General features: G+C 58.1%; 22 protein-coding genes and 1 pseudogene. 14 read left to right on the top strand and 9 right to left on the bottom strand.

Going from position 1 to position 17,985, the window contains the following annotated elements:
- Positions 1-329 precede the first annotated feature (329 nt).
- Positions 330-1,982, bottom strand: coding sequence for an acetolactate synthase large subunit (locus HP556_RS02890; protein ID WP_175365845.1), 1,653 nt, complete (start codon positions 1,980-1,982; stop codon positions 330-332).
- Between the two features lie 52 nt (positions 1,983-2,034).
- Here HP556_RS02890 and HP556_RS02885 point away from each other — a divergent pair, with 52 nt between their 5' ends.
- Positions 2,035-2,559, top strand: coding sequence for a hypothetical protein (locus tag HP556_RS02885; protein ID WP_141137188.1), 525 nt, complete (start codon positions 2,035-2,037; stop codon positions 2,557-2,559).
- 74 nt (positions 2,560-2,633) lie between these two features.
- On the opposite strand, the gene HP556_RS02880 is transcribed toward HP556_RS02885, so the two are convergent.
- A complete protein-coding gene (locus HP556_RS02880) occupies positions 2,634-2,858 on the bottom strand; it encodes a cysteine rich repeat-containing protein (protein ID WP_089267600.1) in 225 nt (74 codons plus the stop codon).
- Between the two features lie 264 nt (positions 2,859-3,122).
- Here HP556_RS02880 and HP556_RS02875 point away from each other — a divergent pair, with 264 nt between their 5' ends.
- Positions 3,123-3,380, top strand: a complete 258-nt coding sequence (locus HP556_RS02875) for a hypothetical protein (protein ID WP_175365844.1) — start codon at positions 3,123-3,125, stop codon at positions 3,378-3,380.
- 36 nt (positions 3,381-3,416) lie between these two features.
- Here HP556_RS02875 and HP556_RS02870 read toward each other — a convergent pair whose 3' ends face one another.
- The 4 genes from HP556_RS02870 to HP556_RS02855 all read right to left on the bottom strand — a co-directional run bounded on the left by HP556_RS02870 (position 3,417) and on the right by HP556_RS02855 (position 4,968).
- Entirely contained in the window at positions 3,417-3,593 is a 177-nt protein-coding gene (locus HP556_RS02870; protein WP_175365843.1) for a hypothetical protein, read from the bottom strand.
- Between the two features lie 284 nt (positions 3,594-3,877).
- Positions 3,878-4,030, bottom strand: a complete 153-nt coding sequence (locus HP556_RS02865; RefSeq protein WP_175365842.1) for a hypothetical protein — start codon at positions 4,028-4,030, stop codon at positions 3,878-3,880.
- A gap of 67 nt (positions 4,031-4,097) precedes the next feature.
- Positions 4,098-4,271, bottom strand: a complete 174-nt coding sequence (locus tag HP556_RS02860; protein WP_089267567.1) for a DUF3606 domain-containing protein — start codon at positions 4,269-4,271, stop codon at positions 4,098-4,100.
- A gap of 436 nt (positions 4,272-4,707) precedes the next feature.
- Complete coding sequence (locus HP556_RS02855) at positions 4,708-4,968, bottom strand: hypothetical protein (protein WP_175365841.1); 261 nt, start codon at positions 4,966-4,968, stop codon at positions 4,708-4,710.
- 593 nt (positions 4,969-5,561) lie between these two features.
- Here HP556_RS02855 and HP556_RS02850 point away from each other — a divergent pair.
- Positions 5,562-5,714, top strand: a complete 153-nt coding sequence (locus HP556_RS02850) for a hypothetical protein (RefSeq protein WP_170849795.1) — start codon at positions 5,562-5,564, stop codon at positions 5,712-5,714.
- Positions 5,715-5,879: 165 nt separating this feature from the next.
- On the opposite strand, the gene HP556_RS02845 is transcribed toward HP556_RS02850, so the two are convergent.
- Complete coding sequence (locus HP556_RS02845) at positions 5,880-6,155, bottom strand: hypothetical protein (RefSeq protein ID WP_139285936.1); 276 nt, start codon at positions 6,153-6,155, stop codon at positions 5,880-5,882.
- Between the two features lie 445 nt (positions 6,156-6,600).
- Between HP556_RS02845 and HP556_RS02840 the strand changes: the two genes are divergently transcribed.
- Both HP556_RS02840 and HP556_RS02835 read left to right on the top strand, forming a co-directional pair.
- The gene (locus HP556_RS02840) at positions 6,601-6,780 is read left to right on the top strand and encodes a hypothetical protein (RefSeq protein ID WP_093760758.1); all 180 of its coding nucleotides are present in this window, start codon (positions 6,601-6,603) and stop codon (positions 6,778-6,780) included.
- Between the two features lie 67 nt (positions 6,781-6,847).
- Complete coding sequence (locus tag HP556_RS02835) at positions 6,848-7,108, top strand: PepSY domain-containing protein (protein ID WP_175365840.1); 261 nt, start codon at positions 6,848-6,850, stop codon at positions 7,106-7,108.
- A gap of 26 nt (positions 7,109-7,134) precedes the next feature.
- On the opposite strand, the gene HP556_RS02830 is transcribed toward HP556_RS02835, so the two are convergent.
- Positions 7,135-7,302, bottom strand: coding sequence for a hypothetical protein (locus HP556_RS02830; protein ID WP_175365839.1), 168 nt, complete (start codon positions 7,300-7,302; stop codon positions 7,135-7,137).
- Positions 7,303-7,388: 86 nt separating this feature from the next.
- Between HP556_RS02830 and HP556_RS02825 the strand changes: the two genes are divergently transcribed.
- The 4 genes and pseudogenes from HP556_RS02825 to HP556_RS02810 all read left to right on the top strand — a co-directional run bounded on the left by HP556_RS02825 (position 7,389) and on the right by HP556_RS02810 (position 10,984).
- Positions 7,389-7,598, top strand: a complete 210-nt coding sequence (locus HP556_RS02825) for a hypothetical protein (protein WP_175365838.1) — start codon at positions 7,389-7,391, stop codon at positions 7,596-7,598.
- A 1,176-nt stretch (positions 7,599-8,774) separates the two neighbouring features.
- Positions 8,775-9,500 carry a Crp/Fnr family transcriptional regulator gene (locus HP556_RS02820; protein WP_089268285.1) on the top strand — a complete coding sequence of 242 codons (726 nt, stop codon included), beginning with the start codon at positions 8,775-8,777 and terminating at the stop codon, positions 9,498-9,500.
- A gap of 207 nt (positions 9,501-9,707) precedes the next feature.
- Positions 9,708-10,306: pseudogene (locus HP556_RS02815) on the top strand (LOG family protein).
- A gap of 474 nt (positions 10,307-10,780) precedes the next feature.
- Complete coding sequence (locus HP556_RS02810) at positions 10,781-10,984, top strand: hypothetical protein (protein ID WP_141137220.1); 204 nt, start codon at positions 10,781-10,783, stop codon at positions 10,982-10,984.
- 782 nt (positions 10,985-11,766) lie between these two features.
- On the opposite strand, the gene HP556_RS02805 is transcribed toward HP556_RS02810, so the two are convergent.
- Positions 11,767-12,174, bottom strand: coding sequence for a BLUF domain-containing protein (locus tag HP556_RS02805; protein WP_089268287.1), 408 nt, complete (start codon positions 12,172-12,174; stop codon positions 11,767-11,769).
- A 377-nt stretch (positions 12,175-12,551) separates the two neighbouring features.
- Here HP556_RS02805 and HP556_RS02800 point away from each other — a divergent pair, with 377 nt between their 5' ends.
- The 5 genes from HP556_RS02800 to HP556_RS02780 form a co-directional block, all read left to right on the top strand.
- Positions 12,552-12,773, top strand: coding sequence for a hypothetical protein (locus tag HP556_RS02800; RefSeq protein WP_089268288.1), 222 nt, complete (start codon positions 12,552-12,554; stop codon positions 12,771-12,773).
- Between the two features lie 69 nt (positions 12,774-12,842).
- Entirely contained in the window at positions 12,843-13,166 is a 324-nt protein-coding gene (locus HP556_RS02795; RefSeq protein WP_089268289.1) for a hypothetical protein, read from the top strand.
- A gap of 628 nt (positions 13,167-13,794) precedes the next feature.
- Positions 13,795-16,077, top strand: coding sequence for a TonB-dependent receptor (locus HP556_RS02790; protein WP_338117523.1), 2,283 nt, complete (start codon positions 13,795-13,797; stop codon positions 16,075-16,077).
- Between the two features lie 90 nt (positions 16,078-16,167).
- Complete coding sequence (locus HP556_RS02785; protein WP_175365837.1) at positions 16,168-17,382, top strand: PepSY-associated TM helix domain-containing protein; 1,215 nt, start codon at positions 16,168-16,170, stop codon at positions 17,380-17,382.
- 408 nt (positions 17,383-17,790) lie between these two features.
- The coding region (locus HP556_RS02780; RefSeq protein ID WP_175365836.1) for an FAD-dependent oxidoreductase at positions 17,791-17,985 on the top strand (195 nt) is incomplete at its 3' end.

The raw sequence follows: 17,985 nt of genomic DNA, 5'->3' as shown, positions 1-17,985 counted from the left end.
GACGCGGAACCCCATCGCGGTGTACAAGCCCGCCTCGAGCGCCGTCGGCCTCTATCAGATGATAGGCCCCCTTCCGCGAGGAATGCGAAAAGATCAGTGGGTGACATTCAGAGTATACGTTTGGCCTGTCTTTGGCCAATCGGCAACGTTCGAGCCATGGCGGTTTTCCCAAAAACTGATTTATAACTACGATATCTACATGCGGGAGAGCGCTCCACCACGAAATGCTCGCCGACCTTCGCGCAAGAATTTCCGAACTTCCCACTGTGCAGATGGTCGTCGATTACAATGCGGCATCGGCGATGGGGCAACGTTAGGAGCAAAGCGTCCTAGTGCTGCATGTCGGCGAGTTCGTCCACCAAAACACGAATATTCTCGCTGTAGTCCACCGGCACCACTACGAGGTGGAGGCCACCGGCCGCGAAGGCCTTCTCCAGTGTCGGTGCCAGACCGCCCGCCTCTGTCACGCGATGACCCTGGGCACCGTAGGACTGCGCGTAGGCAACGAAATCCGGATTGCGGAAAGTCATCCCCGCATCGGCGAAACCGTCGACGGCCTGCTTCCACCTGATCATCCCGTAGGCGTGATCCTCGATGACGAGCACGACGAGATCAAGCTTCAGACGCTGCGCGGTCTCCAGTTCCTGCGAATTCATCATAAAACCGTCGCCGGCGACAACGAGCACACGGCGCTTCGGATTCAGTAGCGCTGCCATCATGCCCGACGGAAGCCCCGCTCCCATCGTCGCAAGCGCGTTGTCGAGCAGCAGCGTGTTGGCGACGTCCGTGCGGTAGTTGCGCGCGAACCATATCTTGTACATCCCGTTGTCCAATGCGACGATGCCGTCGGGTGGCATGACCTGGCGGACGTCGTGGACGATCCGCTGCGGGGTCAGCGGAAAGCGGTCTTCGTTGGCCCGGTCGCCGATGTGGCGCAGGATATCCGCGCGTACACCGTCCCACTGCGTGGTCTGCTTGAGCTTTCCATCGAGCTCGGCCGCCAGCATGTCGAGACCTTTCGCAATGTCGCCGATAAGTTCAGCTTGCGGGTAGTAAACCTCCTCGACCGTCGCCGGCGTAAAGCCGATGTGGAGCACCTGATGGCGGCCACGCCCCATGATGAATGGCGGCTTTTCGATGGTGTCGTGGCCGATGGTGATGATCAGGTCGGCGCAGTCGATCGCGCGATGGACGTAGTCGCGTTCGCTCAGCGCCGCCGTGCCGACATAGTAGTCGGACGCCCCGCCGACGGCCCCCTTCCCCATCTGCGTGTTGAAGAATGGGATCTTCACCCGGCGGACGAATTCGGAGAGCGCGGGCGCCAGCCTGGGCCTGCTGGCACCGGCACCGAACATGAGCAACGGGCATTTTGCCGAGAGGATAAGCTCGGCGGCCTTCCGGACGGCGTCCATCGAGGGCGCCGGGAGATCGGTCGGGTGGACCGGGACGACCGAAACACCGGACACCTTCTCCGCCGCGACATCTTCCGGAAGCTCCAAGTGCACGGGTCCGGGACGCTCCTCCATCGCAATCCGGAAAGCGTTCCGGACGACGGTCGCGATGGAAGACGCACTTACGATCTGCTGCGACAGTTTCGTGAGCGGCTTCATGCTCGCAACGACATCCACGATCTGGAAGTGCGCCTGCCGGCTGGCGTGGATCGCCTTCTGGCCAGTGATCAGGACCATCGGCATGCCTCCCAGGAGCCCATAGGCAGCCCCTGTCGAGAGATTCAGGGCTCCGGGCCCCAAAGTGCTGAGGGCGACACCAGGCCTCCCTGTGAGGCGCCCGTGGGTCGCTGCCATGAAGGCGGCGGGCTGCTCGTGACGCGTGACGACCAGCTCGATGGAAGACTTGCGCAAGCTCTCGACGACGTCGAGGTTCTCCTCGCCGGGGACGCCAAAGATGCGGTCGACGCCCTCGTTTTCGAGGGCTGCCACTAGCAGATCGGAGCCTTTCATTTCGCGGTCCCCGTTATTCATCGTCAAGCTCCTCCGTTTGCCCATTAGCGTATTAGACAAACAGGTCCATTTAATGAAACGTTTGGTGGACGCCTGCGGCGCGCCCTTCACAGATTGCCAGGAAGCTGTTGGGGACAGCCTCGGCAAAATGGGTAAAGAGGCGCGATTGTTGTTCCGTCATTGTGCGATTTTTGTCCAAGGAACAAGAACCGGTCAATCGACTTCAGCTTGTTCGGGGCATGAAACGAACGAGGAAAATATGAAGAAGATGTTGATAGCAGCTACGGCGGCAACACTGATGATCGCTCCTGCCGCAATCGCACAGAGTGGAGCAAATCTGAGCGCGCCTCAGGTCAATTCCGCAGGCAACGGCGTTACACAGCCCGGCACGACAAGCACGGGCACGGCAATTGATCGCCCGACATCGAGCACTCCACACGCTGCAGGATCGCAGACTGGCAACAATGCGAGCTCCCTTAGTGGATCGAACGCAGCGACGGGCACGACTGGGTCCAATAGCTCTGCCGAAGGTCGCACTTCCGGTGGTGGTGGCGGCGCAGGCGGCGGTGCCGGTGGCGGCGCGGGTGGTGGGAACTAGTTAGATGGATGTACTGAGCTAGGCGATCGGGGGCTCCGGAAATAATCGCCGGGGCCCTGCGTCTGCCTTCAGGCTTATTGGCCATACTTCAATAACACTTGCCGACATGCTTTCGAAATCCGCGGCCTATTCTGTTGAAGGCACGAGAGCACCATCATGTCCCCACCCTGTATCGCTTGGGCGCAATAGCGCTTCACGCTGGCACGACAGGCTGCCTGATCCTCTGGTGTCCCACTTTGCGCGAAGGCTGTGCCTGATAACGCTATCGCAGCGGCGAGTAGGTAGATCGAACGTATCATAGCGGCTCCCATCTGGCGCTCGATAACAGACTGTTCCTACCTCTGTTCCTCGCGGCCACCCGTCGGACAATGTATTGCACCAATTGAGAAGCATCGTCGGACTGGAACAGCTGCGGCGTACGTCGACTTCACCTGCACCGCAGTCACCCGGTCGGCTACGGCAAGCTAAAAAACTCAACTCAAATCCACTGTGGGTCTGATAGCAGGAGAGCACTGACGAAATCCAAGTGATACAATGCGTACTTGATCGCGCAGCGAGGTGCCATGAGTGACAATCTTACAAACGATGGAACAGTCTTCATTGATGGTATACAGGCCGGCACAGTCTTTTACTGGCTTACGCTCGTAGAAGAGACAGGGTCGGTAATTGCTGAAGGCTGCATTAGCGCGTCGGAGGAGCTCATGCTGAGGATCGCAGCTTCCGAACAGGTCAAACTCCAACTTGATGAGGGACCGACCTTCTCCTTGGAAATAGAGGGCGGCGCCAGCGGCACGCGATGGATCCGACTATCTAAGCTCTGAGCCTAGAACGAATCCGATCACTGGTGGCTCCAACCTCTATGCCGAGACGCCATTGTCGAGCAGGCTTTTCTCACCCTTCGGCGTGAGCTGATAAAAGTCGCCGTCCTTCTGAACATATCCGTCCAGCACCAACTCTTCAGCCTTGGCTGTATCGTCAAAAGCGAAGGCGTTATCGATTTCCCGCAGAACCATCAGTTGATCGTCTGTAAGCATGGGAACCTCCGTTTCCATGGCAACCACGCAACGCGCAGCTTGTTCCTATTTGCGATGTCACGCTGAAGTCCTTGTCGCTTCCGCCTCTAACGCACGTTGTCGTTTGCGCGTCTCTCGCGTTGTGGGCAATGAGATCCCCAATCGGTTCGCTTGACGTCTGACAGCCTGCACATTACGTTTCATGGCCGCAGCAATTTTGATCGGCGATGCACCCGCGTTAGCCATGGCTTTAAGTTTTTCACTTTCTTCGGCCGACCAAGGCCGGATTAGCGGCATCATCACTCCTACTCCACCACTCGAAGCGGCGTCTTTTCCCTATGGCGCTCGTAGGCTGCAATCGCCTGGTTCGACAGCAGCAGAGGACTGACGACCCCCTGCCCGATCTGGTACGCGACGTACTTCCCGATAAATTCAAACGCTTCTTGCGGATCGCGCAAGCGCCCAACCCCCGCCAAGTAATCCAGCGCGATAAGGATTGCTCGTGCAGGGATTCCGTTGACTGGCTCAGGCTGCCAACTCCTTGCGAACGGCGGCGGCTGAGTTGCCGACCTTGTCGACCGTCTTCTGCAGCTTGTCTTTGTCCACGCCGAGCTCCTTGGTCCAATACTTGACCTCATGCGCCTCGTGCATGTTGATCTTGCTACGATCGGGTTGCCCCCTGTTCTTCAGATCGTCCATGGCATCCTCCAGTGTTTGATGCCTAAAGAAACGCATTTCTGACTTCCTTGTTCCGGCGCGGCAGTGTGGCGGCCGCCGCAGTAGGTCGGAAAGTCGAACTACCTTTTGCTATTCGCCGCGCCTCTTCGCGGTACTTATGCCGGCCTTCTAAAGGGACGAGGTGTCTCTTTGCCGCTTGATCTGCACGAATGAACTTTGGGTTGAGTGGCGGGTTGAGAAGTATGCCCAAGCGCACGCGGACATCGGCCCCTATGGGGCTTCAACCTTCCCAGTCGGAATCCTGCTCGCAGATGATGCCGGCAATGCCGATGGCCGGAAATTCGAAGACCGGCCCATTTCGTCCTATCAAGAAATCGGCGAGCGACAAGGAGCGTGCTCACTCTGCGAAAGCGACGCTCCGTAAATCATTGCAGAAGCAGCGAGCTATGCAGCGCGCCTAGCTGTTGCGCTGAAGATCGTTCTGCCGAAGGAACGAGAGGCCATGCACCGTAAGGCGGTGATGATCGGTCTCCCCCTCACTGTGCAGTTGGTCAAGATGCTGGGAAAGCTGGGCGCGGACGCCAGGTGCTTCCGAATGTCCTGAGAGGGCGCCATAAATATCGATGGCGCGGTCGACGGCCGGGATGTTCATGGCGAGCTTTCTGATGGCCACAGCCACCCGTTCACCGCCGCCATGTGCGACAGCTGTCGAAGTCAAGTCCCGCTACTTCCGATCGTTCCGAAGTTTCTCAGTTCTCAGTCGGAGCCAGGTGATCTCACCGGATGATGGATAGAGTTGGCATTCAGCCAGTCCTCGTTGGCTGCAGCTGAGATCCAGTAGTGTGCCATCTGTAAAAGCCGGAGAGCTTCAGCTTGGTCCGTAGCTTCTTTTGCTTGTCTCGCTGCATCGGATGCCATCAACCGAAACGACGTACCTTGGCGCATTTTCGCTCTCCATTTCAGCGAAAACATAAGCCACTGTTGCGCTAAAGGTTTCTTCGACGGGTGGGAGGACTTACGTAGTCCGCCTCCAGTGACGGAGCCGGAAATTTAGCCTTAGAGATCTTGCTCTGCTTCGACGTTGACGACAGATTTGGCCAGCGCGGCTTTTTGGCCATGGAAAATTTCCTCCAGTGGCCCCGGTGAGCTGGGGCGGCTTATCACGCCAGCCCAACAGACCGCTGGAACTCAAGTTCCGATGAGGAGCTGCACTGCGCTCTTCTTTCCAAAACGCGATGGCCGCTGTTCAGTTGCCCTTTATAGCGCCCAACGAAAAAGGCCCCCGTGAGGGAGCCTTTTGATTAAAGAGCAATGAGCTCAGCGGTGGCCGTGGTGCATTCCGCGATGCATGTGACCATGACCGCGCTTCACAATAACAACCTTGTTGGCACGATGCCCGCGATGGTAGCCGCCGTGATGGCCGCCGCCGTGCCGCACCACTACGGTCTGAGCATCAGCCTGTGAAGTAGCGGCAGGAACAGCTATGCCGATGGTAGCGAAGGCAGCGAGAGCCAAAAGAACCTTGCGCATTATCTTCTCCTTTGAATGAGCGGAGATTGAATGCGCGACGGTACGGTCCGTTCCGTGGTCTAAGGATAAATTTCCTGAACGATTATTCAGGAAACGCCGTCAAACCTGCTCTTGCTTGCGCCGTAGCGCCTCTACTGCCGCCATACCCGCAGACACCATGCCACCGAACGTGCGCTCACCCGCATTCACGCGCTTCAGTATTTTCTTGGCGACGAAACAGCGGTTCTTGTGGCTGTCCAACTCGCGCGGCAAGACCTCGCAGGCTTTGGTAAGGGCTATCTCCATCTCGAGAATTGTTCGCTTGTCGACCGTCTGTGCGACCAATCGCGGTGCGCCGGCGAGTGGCCGTCCGCCAATTCCATCTTCCATCAACATGACGACCTCCCTTGTTTTCCCCTATATCGCGCGTTCGGTGTTTTGGTTCCTTCAATGGGGCTTGCGGTGCTTGCGGTGCTTGCGGCGCTTGCGGCGCCTACCGACCTTGGCAGCCCATTGATTACGCGCCACGCTGCAGCGCACCATCAATTCATTCTGGACCCTGCGATCTACCGTCGCTACGCTTTGCACAAGTTCGCCTCAAGATGCGAGCGCCGATGACAGAGATTACAGGGAGAGACCATTGAACGTTCTTCAGAAGACGAATCGGAATACCCCAGATGAAGCCACTATTATTGCGTGGGGGCTTTTTTGCTTCATCTTGGTATCGGCCATTACCATGATTGGTCTCTACGTTGGTTTTCGGCATTAGATAGTGAAAGCCCCCGTGGACGATCCGGCGGGCTTTTAATTTTTCAACCTCTGCCGGCGACGGCCCCATCAGATGAAATACTGGAGAGACGATTTCGAGCTCAACTGGACGCTCCGCGATATCGGTGGCGGCCGGCTGAAGCTGTCCCCGATCACGGAAGACCAACTCAGCGAACTCCTAGAGATGGGCCTCGTCGAAATCGTGGACGACCAGGTCAAACTGACGGAGGCCGGAAATCGGAAGATCCAGTGAAGCCTTTCTACCGAAGGACGATTTTCCGGTATTCTAATTTGGCTCACACAGAACAAGGGAGGCTGCGATGAACAGGCTTGCTGCAGTTATTCTCTGTGGAGTCTTGCTAATGGGCGCATCGACTATGGCGCGAGCTGATCAGCCTGGACCGGATTGGATGCCAATGGAGCAAGTAAAGGCGAAGGTCCTGCAGTCCGGCTACTCGCAGGTTACCAAGCTCGAGGCTGATGATGGCCGATGGGAAGGTAACGGCATCAAGAATGGTCAAAAGATGGACTTTCACGCAGATCCGAAGACTGGCGTGATCGTCTCTGAGAAGCTTGACTAGCCTTTGCGGTCTGCGGTGAAGGGGAGCTACTTCCTCACCTTCCTTTTTTTCTTTTCAGCTTTCAGAGCCTCGGCTTGCGCGCGGAATGCTTCAGCCAGGTCGTGCATCCGCTCAGCATGCTCGGTGTCTTCCAAGCGATGAGCAACGGCCTCGGCTTTCTCAGCTTGCTTCTTGAACGACTCGGTTGGTTTCATGCGGAAATTATGCCGCAAGCCGGGGAAGTGGTTCTAGCTGCAGCGCGGTGCTATCGCACGCCCTCCGGACGGCGTAGGCTTTCGGGATGAAACAGTCCGACACTTACCGCGCGAACGCACACAACTGCGCCGAGATGGCTGCTGCAGCCGACAACGAGCCTGCCAGGAATCGGTTCAAGCGCATGGAAGCGGCATGGCTCGCATTGGCCAAAGAAGAAGACTGGCTCGATGGCGAGGCTTCGCCGAAAACTGATCTGCCGCGCAAGCAGAGCATGCCCGATCCAGAAAAGAACTGAAACTTTCTTGCGCCCGTGCCGTATCCGGATTGATCATACCGCGAGGAGCACGTTTTTGACTTATGACGATCAGATCGAAACAGCGATTGCAGATCAGGACATCGATAGATTGATAAAATTTGCATACGGCGACACATGCAGGTGCACTACCGTCAAAGGCGAACCGATGTGCGTCTGCAAGATGTTGGCGACGGCACTTCGCTCCAAAGTTGTTCCACGTTCACTTTTCGAGAACAGGATTGAGCGAGTTGCCTCAAACGGCTGATGGATTTGCGGTCGGAGTTAACGCAGGATGACAGCGACCGAATCTTGACCCCAGAAGCCTCGCTTCGGTCGGCCCGGCGGTAGAGCGACCTACCCGCCGGGCCTTTAAGCGAAAATGTTCCCTAACGTTGCTGTTCGAGCACCAGACAACACCCTCCGGTATCGACAAGCCGGTCAGGCCCGACGCGCACTACCTAGTTCCCAAAGACGTCAATCTTCGATCGCAAGCTTCTGCTGCCTCAACTTGTGCGGTGAGCCTCGGTCGAGGACACCACCGATCACATGCAGAAGTCTGACCATGGAAGGCACCAGGCGCGATTTGCCAGCAACGTGGAGACGACGCGACGGGTGCAAGGATCCGGGTGGCAAAACGGCGAAGGTGCACCGCAAAAACATTGAGATCCACTCTCGGCAATTCGTCTCAAATGATACGACGTCACCTCCTGGCTTGTGGTTCCATCCCGAGGAACCGTTGGAGGAACCGACGTGAATGAGCGTCAGCTGATAACCCGCGCATGGCAAGATGCGGACTTGGAGAAGCTCAAACAGTTGCATGCAGAGGGGGCTTCGCTTCTACGAGCATGTGCGGCTATGAAGCGACCAATGGCTTCCGTCAAAAAGCGTGCTCATGAACTTGGCCTGCATTTCGCAAGTGTTCGAGAAGTTCGGCGCGAGATCAGCGCTCGCGAGCAAACCCAATGACAGTTATTGGGTCTACAGCGCCGAAATGCCCGAAGTGCAATCGCAAGATGACGTCATTTGAAAAGCGAGATTCGGAGTTCAGATGCTCAAAGTGCGAGGTCGATCCGATGGAGCGCAGCAAGGGTTGGCTTTCGAGCGAGTTAAAGCCACCGTCAAGATGACTAGGATGCTGAGCGCAGCCGAACAGGTTCAGCCGCGTAGGAGGCTACAATCGACCCTCTAGTCGTCCTTATAAAAAAACTGAAAGAGCACTCGCACCTGAGCCAAGAGGACCTTTTGGAGATCCGCCGGCTGCCGTGCTCTGTCCGCGAATTGGATAGTCATGAGGACTTCATTCGACAGGGCGATCGACCCAAGGTGTCCGCCATCGTCGTCGAAGGGATGCTGGCTCGCTATCATCTCCTGCCGAATGGCGCGCGCCAGTATTTATCCTTTCATCTCGCTGGCGACATGCCGGATTCACAGTGTCTTTTCATCGAGGCGATGGATCATGCCGTCTGCGCGATCGGCAAGGCCGTCGTCGCCTCGGTCCCGCATCGGGACTTGATGAAGTTATTCGATAGTAGACCAAAGGTTGGCGCTGCAATCTGGCGTGAAACCCTGATCGACGCCGCCATCTTCCGTGAGGCGATCACGAACAATAGCGCGCGATCCGCCCCTGCCCGCATGGCTCATCTCTTCTGCGAGCTTTTCTACCGATCGCGGGCTTCCGGCCTGGCTCGCGGGGATACCTGTGTTCTGCCGATAGGTCTCAATCAACTTGGAGAGGCGCTTGGGCTATCACTAGCTACGGTGAACCGCGCATTGGCGAACCTTCGAGACAGCGACCTTGCTGACTTCAAGAGCGGATCTCTCACAATCAAAAATTGGGCGAATCTGGCGAAATGTGGCGAGTTCAATCCTCGCTACTTGCATCTGCGACGCGAGCCGTTCTGAAGTCAGCAATGTGGAGACGACGCGGAGGGTGCCGCATCACATGGGGCGGCGCTGGAGCGAGGCAATCCAGCACATTGAGCTGGTGACGAGCACAAGCCTCATACGAGGCACTCTAAAGGAATCGGAAGATTCGAACGACCACGCAAATCCCGCTCGATGCCATCTTCCCGCTGGACTTGACGGATCGAGACTGGTTCTTATGCGGTAATGAGCAACATCAAATCAGTTTGTGTCTACTGCGGGTCATCACCCGGCAACGATCTCGCCTACGCGGAAGCTGGGGAGCAGCTGGGCGCGGCGCTCGCTGCGGCGGGAATGAAGTTGATCTACGGCGGTGGCACCACAGGCATCATGGGCGCGGTCTCGCGCGGCGTGTTGGAGAATGGTGGAGAGGTGGGATCATCCCGAGCTTCCTCGTCGGTCGTGAGACCACCAAGGCTGCGTTGACCATGTTCACTGACGTGACGGTCACCGAAACGATGCACGAGCGCAAGCACCAGATGTTCGAGCGGTCAGACGCCTTCGTGGCACTACCGGGCGGCATCGGCACCATTGAAGAAATCGTCGAGATCATGACGTGGAGCCAGCTTGGCCAGCACCGGAAGCCGATGGTCTTCGCCAACGTGAAGGGGTTCTGGAACCCGATGATCGCCATGCTCGACCACGTCGGCAGCGCGGGGTTCATCCACACCGCGAGCCTCATGCGACCTCTCGTGGTTGATCGGGTCGATGACATCATCCCAACCATTGTCAACGCAATCGTCAAGGACGATGAAGGCAACCCCTCGGTGATGGCCAAGATGTAGCGAAGATCGCCTCCGCAGTGTCTCACGCTCCGTGCTCTGTTCCATCCTGACGTTGATCGATACCACCTCGTCGAGACAGTTCTGGGCAGATGCCGGTGACATGAAAAATACGCACAGCAAAACGCACGCCGAGAACAGGCGGATCATTGAGTTTCCTTTGGTTATGATGCAGGAATTCCGGGCTGAGGATTGATTCCACATCGCCCTAGGCAGGCCCGGCGCTCATGGATTCGGTTGAGCGTCGGGCCGTTTCATTTGCGAGGCATGGCGCGGAACGAATCTTGGTATTGCCACTTTTTTCGTGGTCGGCGGTTCTCGCAGTGGCTGTCGGCCGGGCTCGGCGGCTCTCCTATCCCTCACCTCCAAGGCCGCCGAGCCTCCGTTGCGCTGCGGCGGTCATGCACAATTCATGGAACGCCATGAAGTCATTCGCCGTTTGATCCTTGGTTTAGACAACGGAGGACGGAGAAGCTCATGCTCGACCCTAACGAACTGCTGAAGCAGGCCGGTGAACTGAACGAAAGAGCATCAATTGAAACGGATCCTGCAATCCGAGAGCGCCTCGCCAGCATGGCAAATAGCTACATCCACCTAGCTGCAACAGAGCAACAAATGGCGTCCCATCCCGTTTCAATCGCCAGCGTAGGTGTCCTGAAACGGCATTCGGCCTTGTGGTGAACGGCGACGAAGCTAGGGTTTTAACCGATGCCGGACGATGGAAAGGTTTTCTAATCTGACGCTACAGTCGATCGCCTACGCTGAGGAGGTATGGATGACTGAAACCCCTGACCGCCGGTCATTCCTTCGTTTAGCGAGCAATGCGATCGCGCTCACCGCAGTGGGCGCCGCAGGTATTCGCTTCATTGATATTGCAGAGGCGATGCCTGTCGCACCTTTCGTGGGAGCAACTGAAAAGCGAGCTGACCTCATCACGCCAGTGCAATGGGGGCCGCCGCACGGACCCGGTTGGAGAAGACGTTCCCGGCGCGGACATCGTTGGGTGTGTTGGTGGCACCGGGGCCGGCGTCGCTGCGGATGGCGATGGTAGCTTCATTTGGCGTGGTGGCCTTGAGATTGGCGGGGGCGTTCCTGTCCCCGGATATTTACGCCTCGCGTCGCCTGCGAGTGCATTGCGCTCGTCGAGTAAGAGATCGGGCTCGCTTTGACCGAGGCTTCGACGATTCCGAAAGCTTTAATCAATTCGTCCGCACTATCGGTCGGGGCCGAACCGACAGGTGTGTCATGCGTACTGATCGAGACGACGTTCCTGAGCGATACCTTGCCGTCACCGCAGCCGGGATATTCCTGCTCTTCGGAAGTTTGCTCGCCATGGCGTTCGGGTAATCTGCGCCTAAGACTAAGACACGGGAGCAGTTCGGCTACGCCGCGCCTGCAACAGCCATGCGCGTGCGAGCTTGGAGATAAAGGGCTTTCAATCTGTGAGTCGCCAGTGCGGATTACTACGTTTGACTTCGGCTGCACGCCAGCAGGAAATCCAACGCCGACATTGCATCCAGATATCGCATTTTGACCCGGCCATTAACGCCAATCGCCTCGTCAATTAACGTCTGATCCGGCACGCGCTTGAAGCCCATTGTCCAGTTCGGAAAGAGCCGGTCTCCATATCCAAGCCCCCGCTGCAGTACGCTGATGTCTCGATGCCGCGGGTCGACGCTGATACGATCGTAAACCCCGATAACATTCTCCGGCTCGCCCTCAAGCACCTGAAGAAAGTCGCCGTCCGAATGGATAAGCATGCCTGTTACTTGAACCGCCTCATTCCGCGCCCTTGCCTTCTGTAGCAAGTCAGTAAGCTCCTGGGATGAAAACTGCTGATTTGCGGTGCTGAGATACAAAATGCGAAACATAAAGGGCCTCCAACATCCATTAACGCCAGATTTCAGAGAGAGTTCACTGGCTCATTAACGACAACGCCCGCCGAGGACATATCCGGGGCGGGCGCAGTTCTTCGCTCAAGGTTAGTTTGGCAGTGAATATACCCAGGCCTGTGCAGCATCATCTGATCGCCCTGTTTCAGACCTGTCCCTCGTTCTGAAATCTCATCTCGGAGTGCCGAGCGCATCCAAAACGATGATTGCGCGTTTGATCACAGTCTTCAGGGCTGCATGATATTTAGATACGGACGGTGCACTCATTTGTATCACCTGCAAAACATATCGACTTGAGCAGAGCATGGGCCGGGCTAGGCTTGATTTCGCAACGACGCGCTCAGACCCAGACCATCATGCCTAAGAAGCCAATTCCCGCCGACGAGTTGATCTGGCTCTTTCACGAGAAGCTTGCAGGAACGGCCGTGCCCAGCGCCACGATCGCTATTGTCCCCGGAGGTAATAATTGGACGGCGCTGACTAACGCTGCCGACTGCCGGCGGCACCCTGAACTTGCGACCACCGTGGCGCGCATCCAAAAACAGCTTCGTTCCCGGTACAGCCTGAAATCGGTTTGATCTGCCTTTGTGAGCAGGAACTAAGCTGGCAACTGCCTGTTCTATGGTCTCATCGACCAAGGCGGCATTTTGACCAATACGATCGAGTTTGACCGACAGAGCGCCCAAACGGGCGACGAACGAAGCCTCATTAAGGCCCGCTACTGCCGATCGATCTTGAAGGTCGCCGCGATCAGCACCGAGCAAGAAGCCCGCATTTTGCTGAACGGCCTGTCCACCGAGCAGGTCACCACGAACACGTCTGCCGCGATCGCCGAGGCTGAACGAGCAGCTTTGACTGCGATCCGCGACCTAGCCGGATATCAGCACGGTCGAAGCGTCCCCCAAACCTCCAGCGAGTGGATGCGCGCCGCTCGCGCAATTCAGTTGTGGCTGAACGTTCACGACCAATAGACATCGCGCGCGCCATGCGGGGAAGTGGCTTCGAACAAATCCGTTTCCGATGATACGGGCGTATAAGAGGTAGTCCCACTGCCTCGACAACCTCACGCAATCTTCGACAAACGCAAGGAACGAAAATGGGGCGGATCGACGCGCAGCGTACTGAATTCGCCCCTTCCCGCTGTATTTCCAGCGAAGGCATCGATCATGGCGCTGGGATGTCCTCCCGACCAGTCAGGAAGACAGATCGACTCCGGTCAATACTAGCGCTGCCACCTGCTTCGCCCAAATACCAACGGCTTACAGGCCAAGTCCGTGAAGGTCATGGTTGCTGGTACGCAGTACGCATTTTCTCCAGACAGGAAAAATCTGCGCGTGAGCATTCCGCGAAAATGCCCGGCAAGAACTGAGCCGGTGCGACGATTGGCGCTGCGACTTTTTAGAGGTTCAAAGAACACATCAAACCACGCGACTTCCTGCAACCGACGCGGGTTTCGGCGTGTCATGGCAGCAACAAACGGAAACCCAATCGAAGGTTTAGACTGCTTCTACGTTCCACCTTCTATGACGAGAGTTCCAATACGTTAGACCGCACTCTGGAAACGCCGCAGAAGCTGGCGATGACTTGGGGTGCCTGAACGTGAACGTGAATAATCTGGCTCGGACCGTCTGCCTCGGCGCGGTGAGTTATCTCGCATTGTCGATTGATCTGGCGAGCCCGGCTCTTGCCCAGTCCACCGTGCTCCCGGCCGTCACGGTTGATTCTCCGTCGCGTCATAGCACGCGCCGCGTCACGCCATCGCGCCGTGCAGCTGCCAATCGTGCTGTGCCCCGCCGTGCCGCAACACCGTTGCAGGCGGCTGCTCCCGTGCCTTACATCGTGCCGGGACGCGGCACTGTCGGCGCGCTGACGCCCTCTTATGCCGGCGGTCAGGTGGCGAGCGGCGGTCAGCTCGGCCTGCTCGGCAATCGCGGCGTGCTGGATACGCCGTTCAACCAGACCAACTACACGCGGGATTTCGTCGAGAACACGCAGGCCCGCACGCTGGCTGATGTTTTGGTCAGCGACCCCGCAGTCGGCTCGGCGCTGCCGCGCAATATCGGTCGCGAGCAGCCGGTGATCCGCGGTTTCTTGCTTGGCAACTCCAGCGTCGGCTTCAACGGCTATTTCGGCCTGATCGGCAACAACAACTTCAACGTCCTCGATGCTGTCGAACGCGTCGAGGTCATCAAGGGCCTCAACGGCCTGCTCAACGGCCAGTCGCCGGACGACTCCGTCAGCGGCGCCATCAATCTCGTGATGAAGCGCGCGCGCAACGAGCCGATCGCCGAACTCACCAGCTCTTTCGCATCGCGCGGCCAGGGCGGTGTGCATCTCGATGTCGGTCAGCGCTATGGGGAGCACAAGGAATACGGCATTCGCTACAACGGCAGCTATCGCGACGGCAAGACCGAGGTGGACAATCAGAGCCTGCGGGATGAGTCCCACGCGCTGGCGCTGGATTATCGCGGCGAGCGCGTGCGCGTCTCCGCCGACATTCTCTACAACGAGTTCAGCGGCAGCGGCCTCGGCGCGCGCAATACGCTCGCGACGTCGCTCCCCGGCGTGCCGGCCGCACCCTCGCCGACCAATTTCTGGAATCCGGCCTGGACTGGCATCAAGGGAGCAAACACGGCGGCGCTGTTCCAGGCGGAAGTCGATGTTACCGACTGGCTGACGATCTATGGCGGCGGTGGCTTCTTCGACAATGCGATCACGCCGGTCATCTCGAATCCGACCATTATTAATGCCCGCGGCGACACCACGGCGACGCCCTTCGTCAACCGGCAGGATCGCCACAACCACACGGAACAAGCCGGCTTCCGCGCCACGGTCGAGACCGGTCCGGTGCTTCACGAGATCAATTTCAACACCACGCTGTGGAGCAACCAAATCGCCAGTTCGCGCACCAATGGCACGCTGGTCACGTCCAATATCTATAATCCGCAGCCCTCGCCCTTCCAGGCGATTTCGCTGCAGGAGGTGGTCAAGGCCAATACCAGTTCTCTGAACAGCTATGGCATCGCGGACACCATGTCGGTGTGGAACAAGCGCATCCAGTTCACCATGGGCATCCGCCGGCAGGAGGTCGCGTCCGAAGCCTTCAGTGCGGTCACCGGCGCCGCCACGTCGGGCTACGATTCGGCCGCCTGGTCGCCGGCCTACACGCTAATCATCAAGCCGCTCGAGAATGTGTCGGTCTACGCAAACTATATCGAAGGCCTGCAAATGGGCACGATCGTGGACACCACGTTCCAGAATTCGGGGCAGGTGTTCCCACCCTACAAATCCGTGCAGCACGAAATGGGCGTAAAGGTGGATTGGGGCCGCTTCACCACCACGGTTGCCGCCTATGACATCTCGCAGCCGGCTCAGATCAGCATTCCGAATCCGCCGCTGCTGCCGATCTATTCGATCGACGGCGAAAACCGCAATCGCGGCGTCGAGATCAATACGTTCGGCGAACTGACGCCCGGCTGGCGCCTGCTCGGCGGCGCCTCCTTCATGGATGCCCGTCAGGTGAAGACCCAGAACGGCACCAATGACGGCAAGCGCGCGGTCGGCATTCCCGACGTGCAGGTCAGCCTCGGCACCGAATGGGATACCCCATTCGTCAATGGCCTCACGCTGACCGGCCGCGCCATTCACTTCGGCGATGCCTATGCGGACGCCGCGAACCGGTTCCTGATCCCGAACTGGACGCGGTTCGATCTCGGTGCGCGCTACACCTTCGCATCGCCCTGGAACGGCAAGCCGATCACGTTGCGCCTAGCTGTGGAGAATGTCGCCAACAACGCTTTCTGGATGACCAGCTCGGCGGATAGACAGATCTATCTCGGCGCGCCGCGCACCTACCTTGCCTCGACCACGTTCCGTTTCTAGAGCAGCAACTGCGAGGAACGTGACAGGTATGACGAACGACACACGCAGGACCGGACCGCTTCATGGCTCGTCCCGCGTGCGGCCGCAGGCATGACGCGTATGATCCCGTTCTCGATCTTCATCCACAAATGGACGGGCCTATTCACGGCGGTGTTTCTCATCATTGCTGGCTTGACCGGGAGCCTTCTTGCCTTCGAAAAGGAGCTCGAGGCTCTCGTCAACCCAGAGCAGTATGTGGTGCAGCCGCGCATCGATGCGCAGGGGCAACCCGCTGCCATGCTGGATCCGTTCGAGCTGCATACGCGGGCGATCGCGGCGCTGCCGGGCTATCAGATCTTCGGTTTTCCGTTTCTGCGCGAGGCCGATCGTTCGGTCCGCTTCAACCTCACGCGCAGCGATCCGAAGCTGGCCGATGCAGATCAGGCGTTTTTCGATCCGTATGACGGACGCCTGCTCGGCATCCGCAAATACGGCGCGACGCCGTTCGACCGCTCCACCCTGATCGGCTTCATCTACCGCCTCCATTATGCGCTGGCGCTACCGAAGCCTTACGGCGAATGGTTGTTCGGCATCGTCGCGCTGGTGTGGACGGTGAATTGCCTGGTCGGCATCGTGTCGACATTTCCGCGCATTTCGCCATTCTGGCGGCGCTGGCTGCCGGCCTGGCTGATCAAGCGCAATGCCAGCACTTATCGTCTGCATTACGACATTCATCGCGCCTCCGGCCTGTGGCTATGGGGCGTGCTGTTCCTGTTTGCCTGGTCGAGTGTGATGCTCAATCTGCGGCAAGAGGTCTATACGCCTGTAATGTCCACCTTCCTCGAATTCAGGAAGGCGCCGGAGCGCCGCAAGGCCGATGTGAGCAAGCCGATGCTCGCGTGGCAGGAGGCTTATCGCATCGCCGCGCGGGCCATGGACGAGGTGGCCGCAAAGGAAGGCTTCACTGTCAATTTTCGCAGCCAGTTGTTCTACAATCGCGGCTTGGATGCATTCATCTACTACGCCAACACCTCGCGCGACGTGCAGAACGATCGCGGCCAGACCGGCGTGTTCATTGATGCTCGCAGCGGCGCCCTGCTCGGCACGCGCATTCCCACCGGCGAATATTCGGGCGACACGGTGAGCCGCTGGCTGCAGTCGTTACATATGGCAAAAGTCTTCGGCCTGCCCTATCGCATCTTCGTCGCGATCATCGGCATAGCTCTCGCCATCAGCGCTTACACGGGACTGTATATCTGGTGGAAGAAGCGAAAGGCTCGTACCAGAAAACACCGCTTAGACGTCCGTTCACACACATGCCTTTAGCTGGTACTGACGAAACGGACGCGTTAGGCCAACCTGCATTGACAATCTATTCGCCAAGGACTGGACGATTACGTAGGACAAGCTCGATGCAATCGAACAGCCGCGCGACTGGCTGAAGGTCGGCTTTTCGCCTCTCAATGATGGCGGCAACATCTCGATCGTTTTCGATAACGTTCATTCGCCGAAATGAAATTCTTGTTCTTGCTGACGAAGACCGCACGCAATCGCAGATTGCGACGTTGGTCTCTCAAGGAAGCGATAGTTCTTTCTTCACCCCGCGCCATTGCGGCGTGTTTGTCCTCCGCTTGGAGCAATATCTGAAATTGCCAGAGCGAATGTTGTGGGCAAACATTGACGACAGCTTCTGACGCCTTGCGGGCGCATCTCGATTTGCAGCGGAGACATGAAATGAGCGACAACGCGCCTCGCGTCGATGCACGCATAGCGGACGGCGTCGAGCTGGATGCAGATGTGCTGGTGCTCGGCGGCGGCCCGGCCGGCACCTGGGCGGGAATCAGCGCTGCCGGCGAGGGCGCGCGCGTCGTGCTCGTTGACAAAGGCTTTTGCGGGACCTCCGGCGCCACAGCACCATCCGGCACCGGC

This window comes from Tardiphaga robiniae, assembly GCF_013359755.1.
Classification (GTDB): Bacteria; Pseudomonadota; Alphaproteobacteria; order Rhizobiales; family Xanthobacteraceae; genus Tardiphaga; species Tardiphaga robiniae.
The sequence above is the reverse complement of the archived record's forward strand: the minus strand, read 5'-3'. Positions and strand labels throughout refer to the sequence as shown.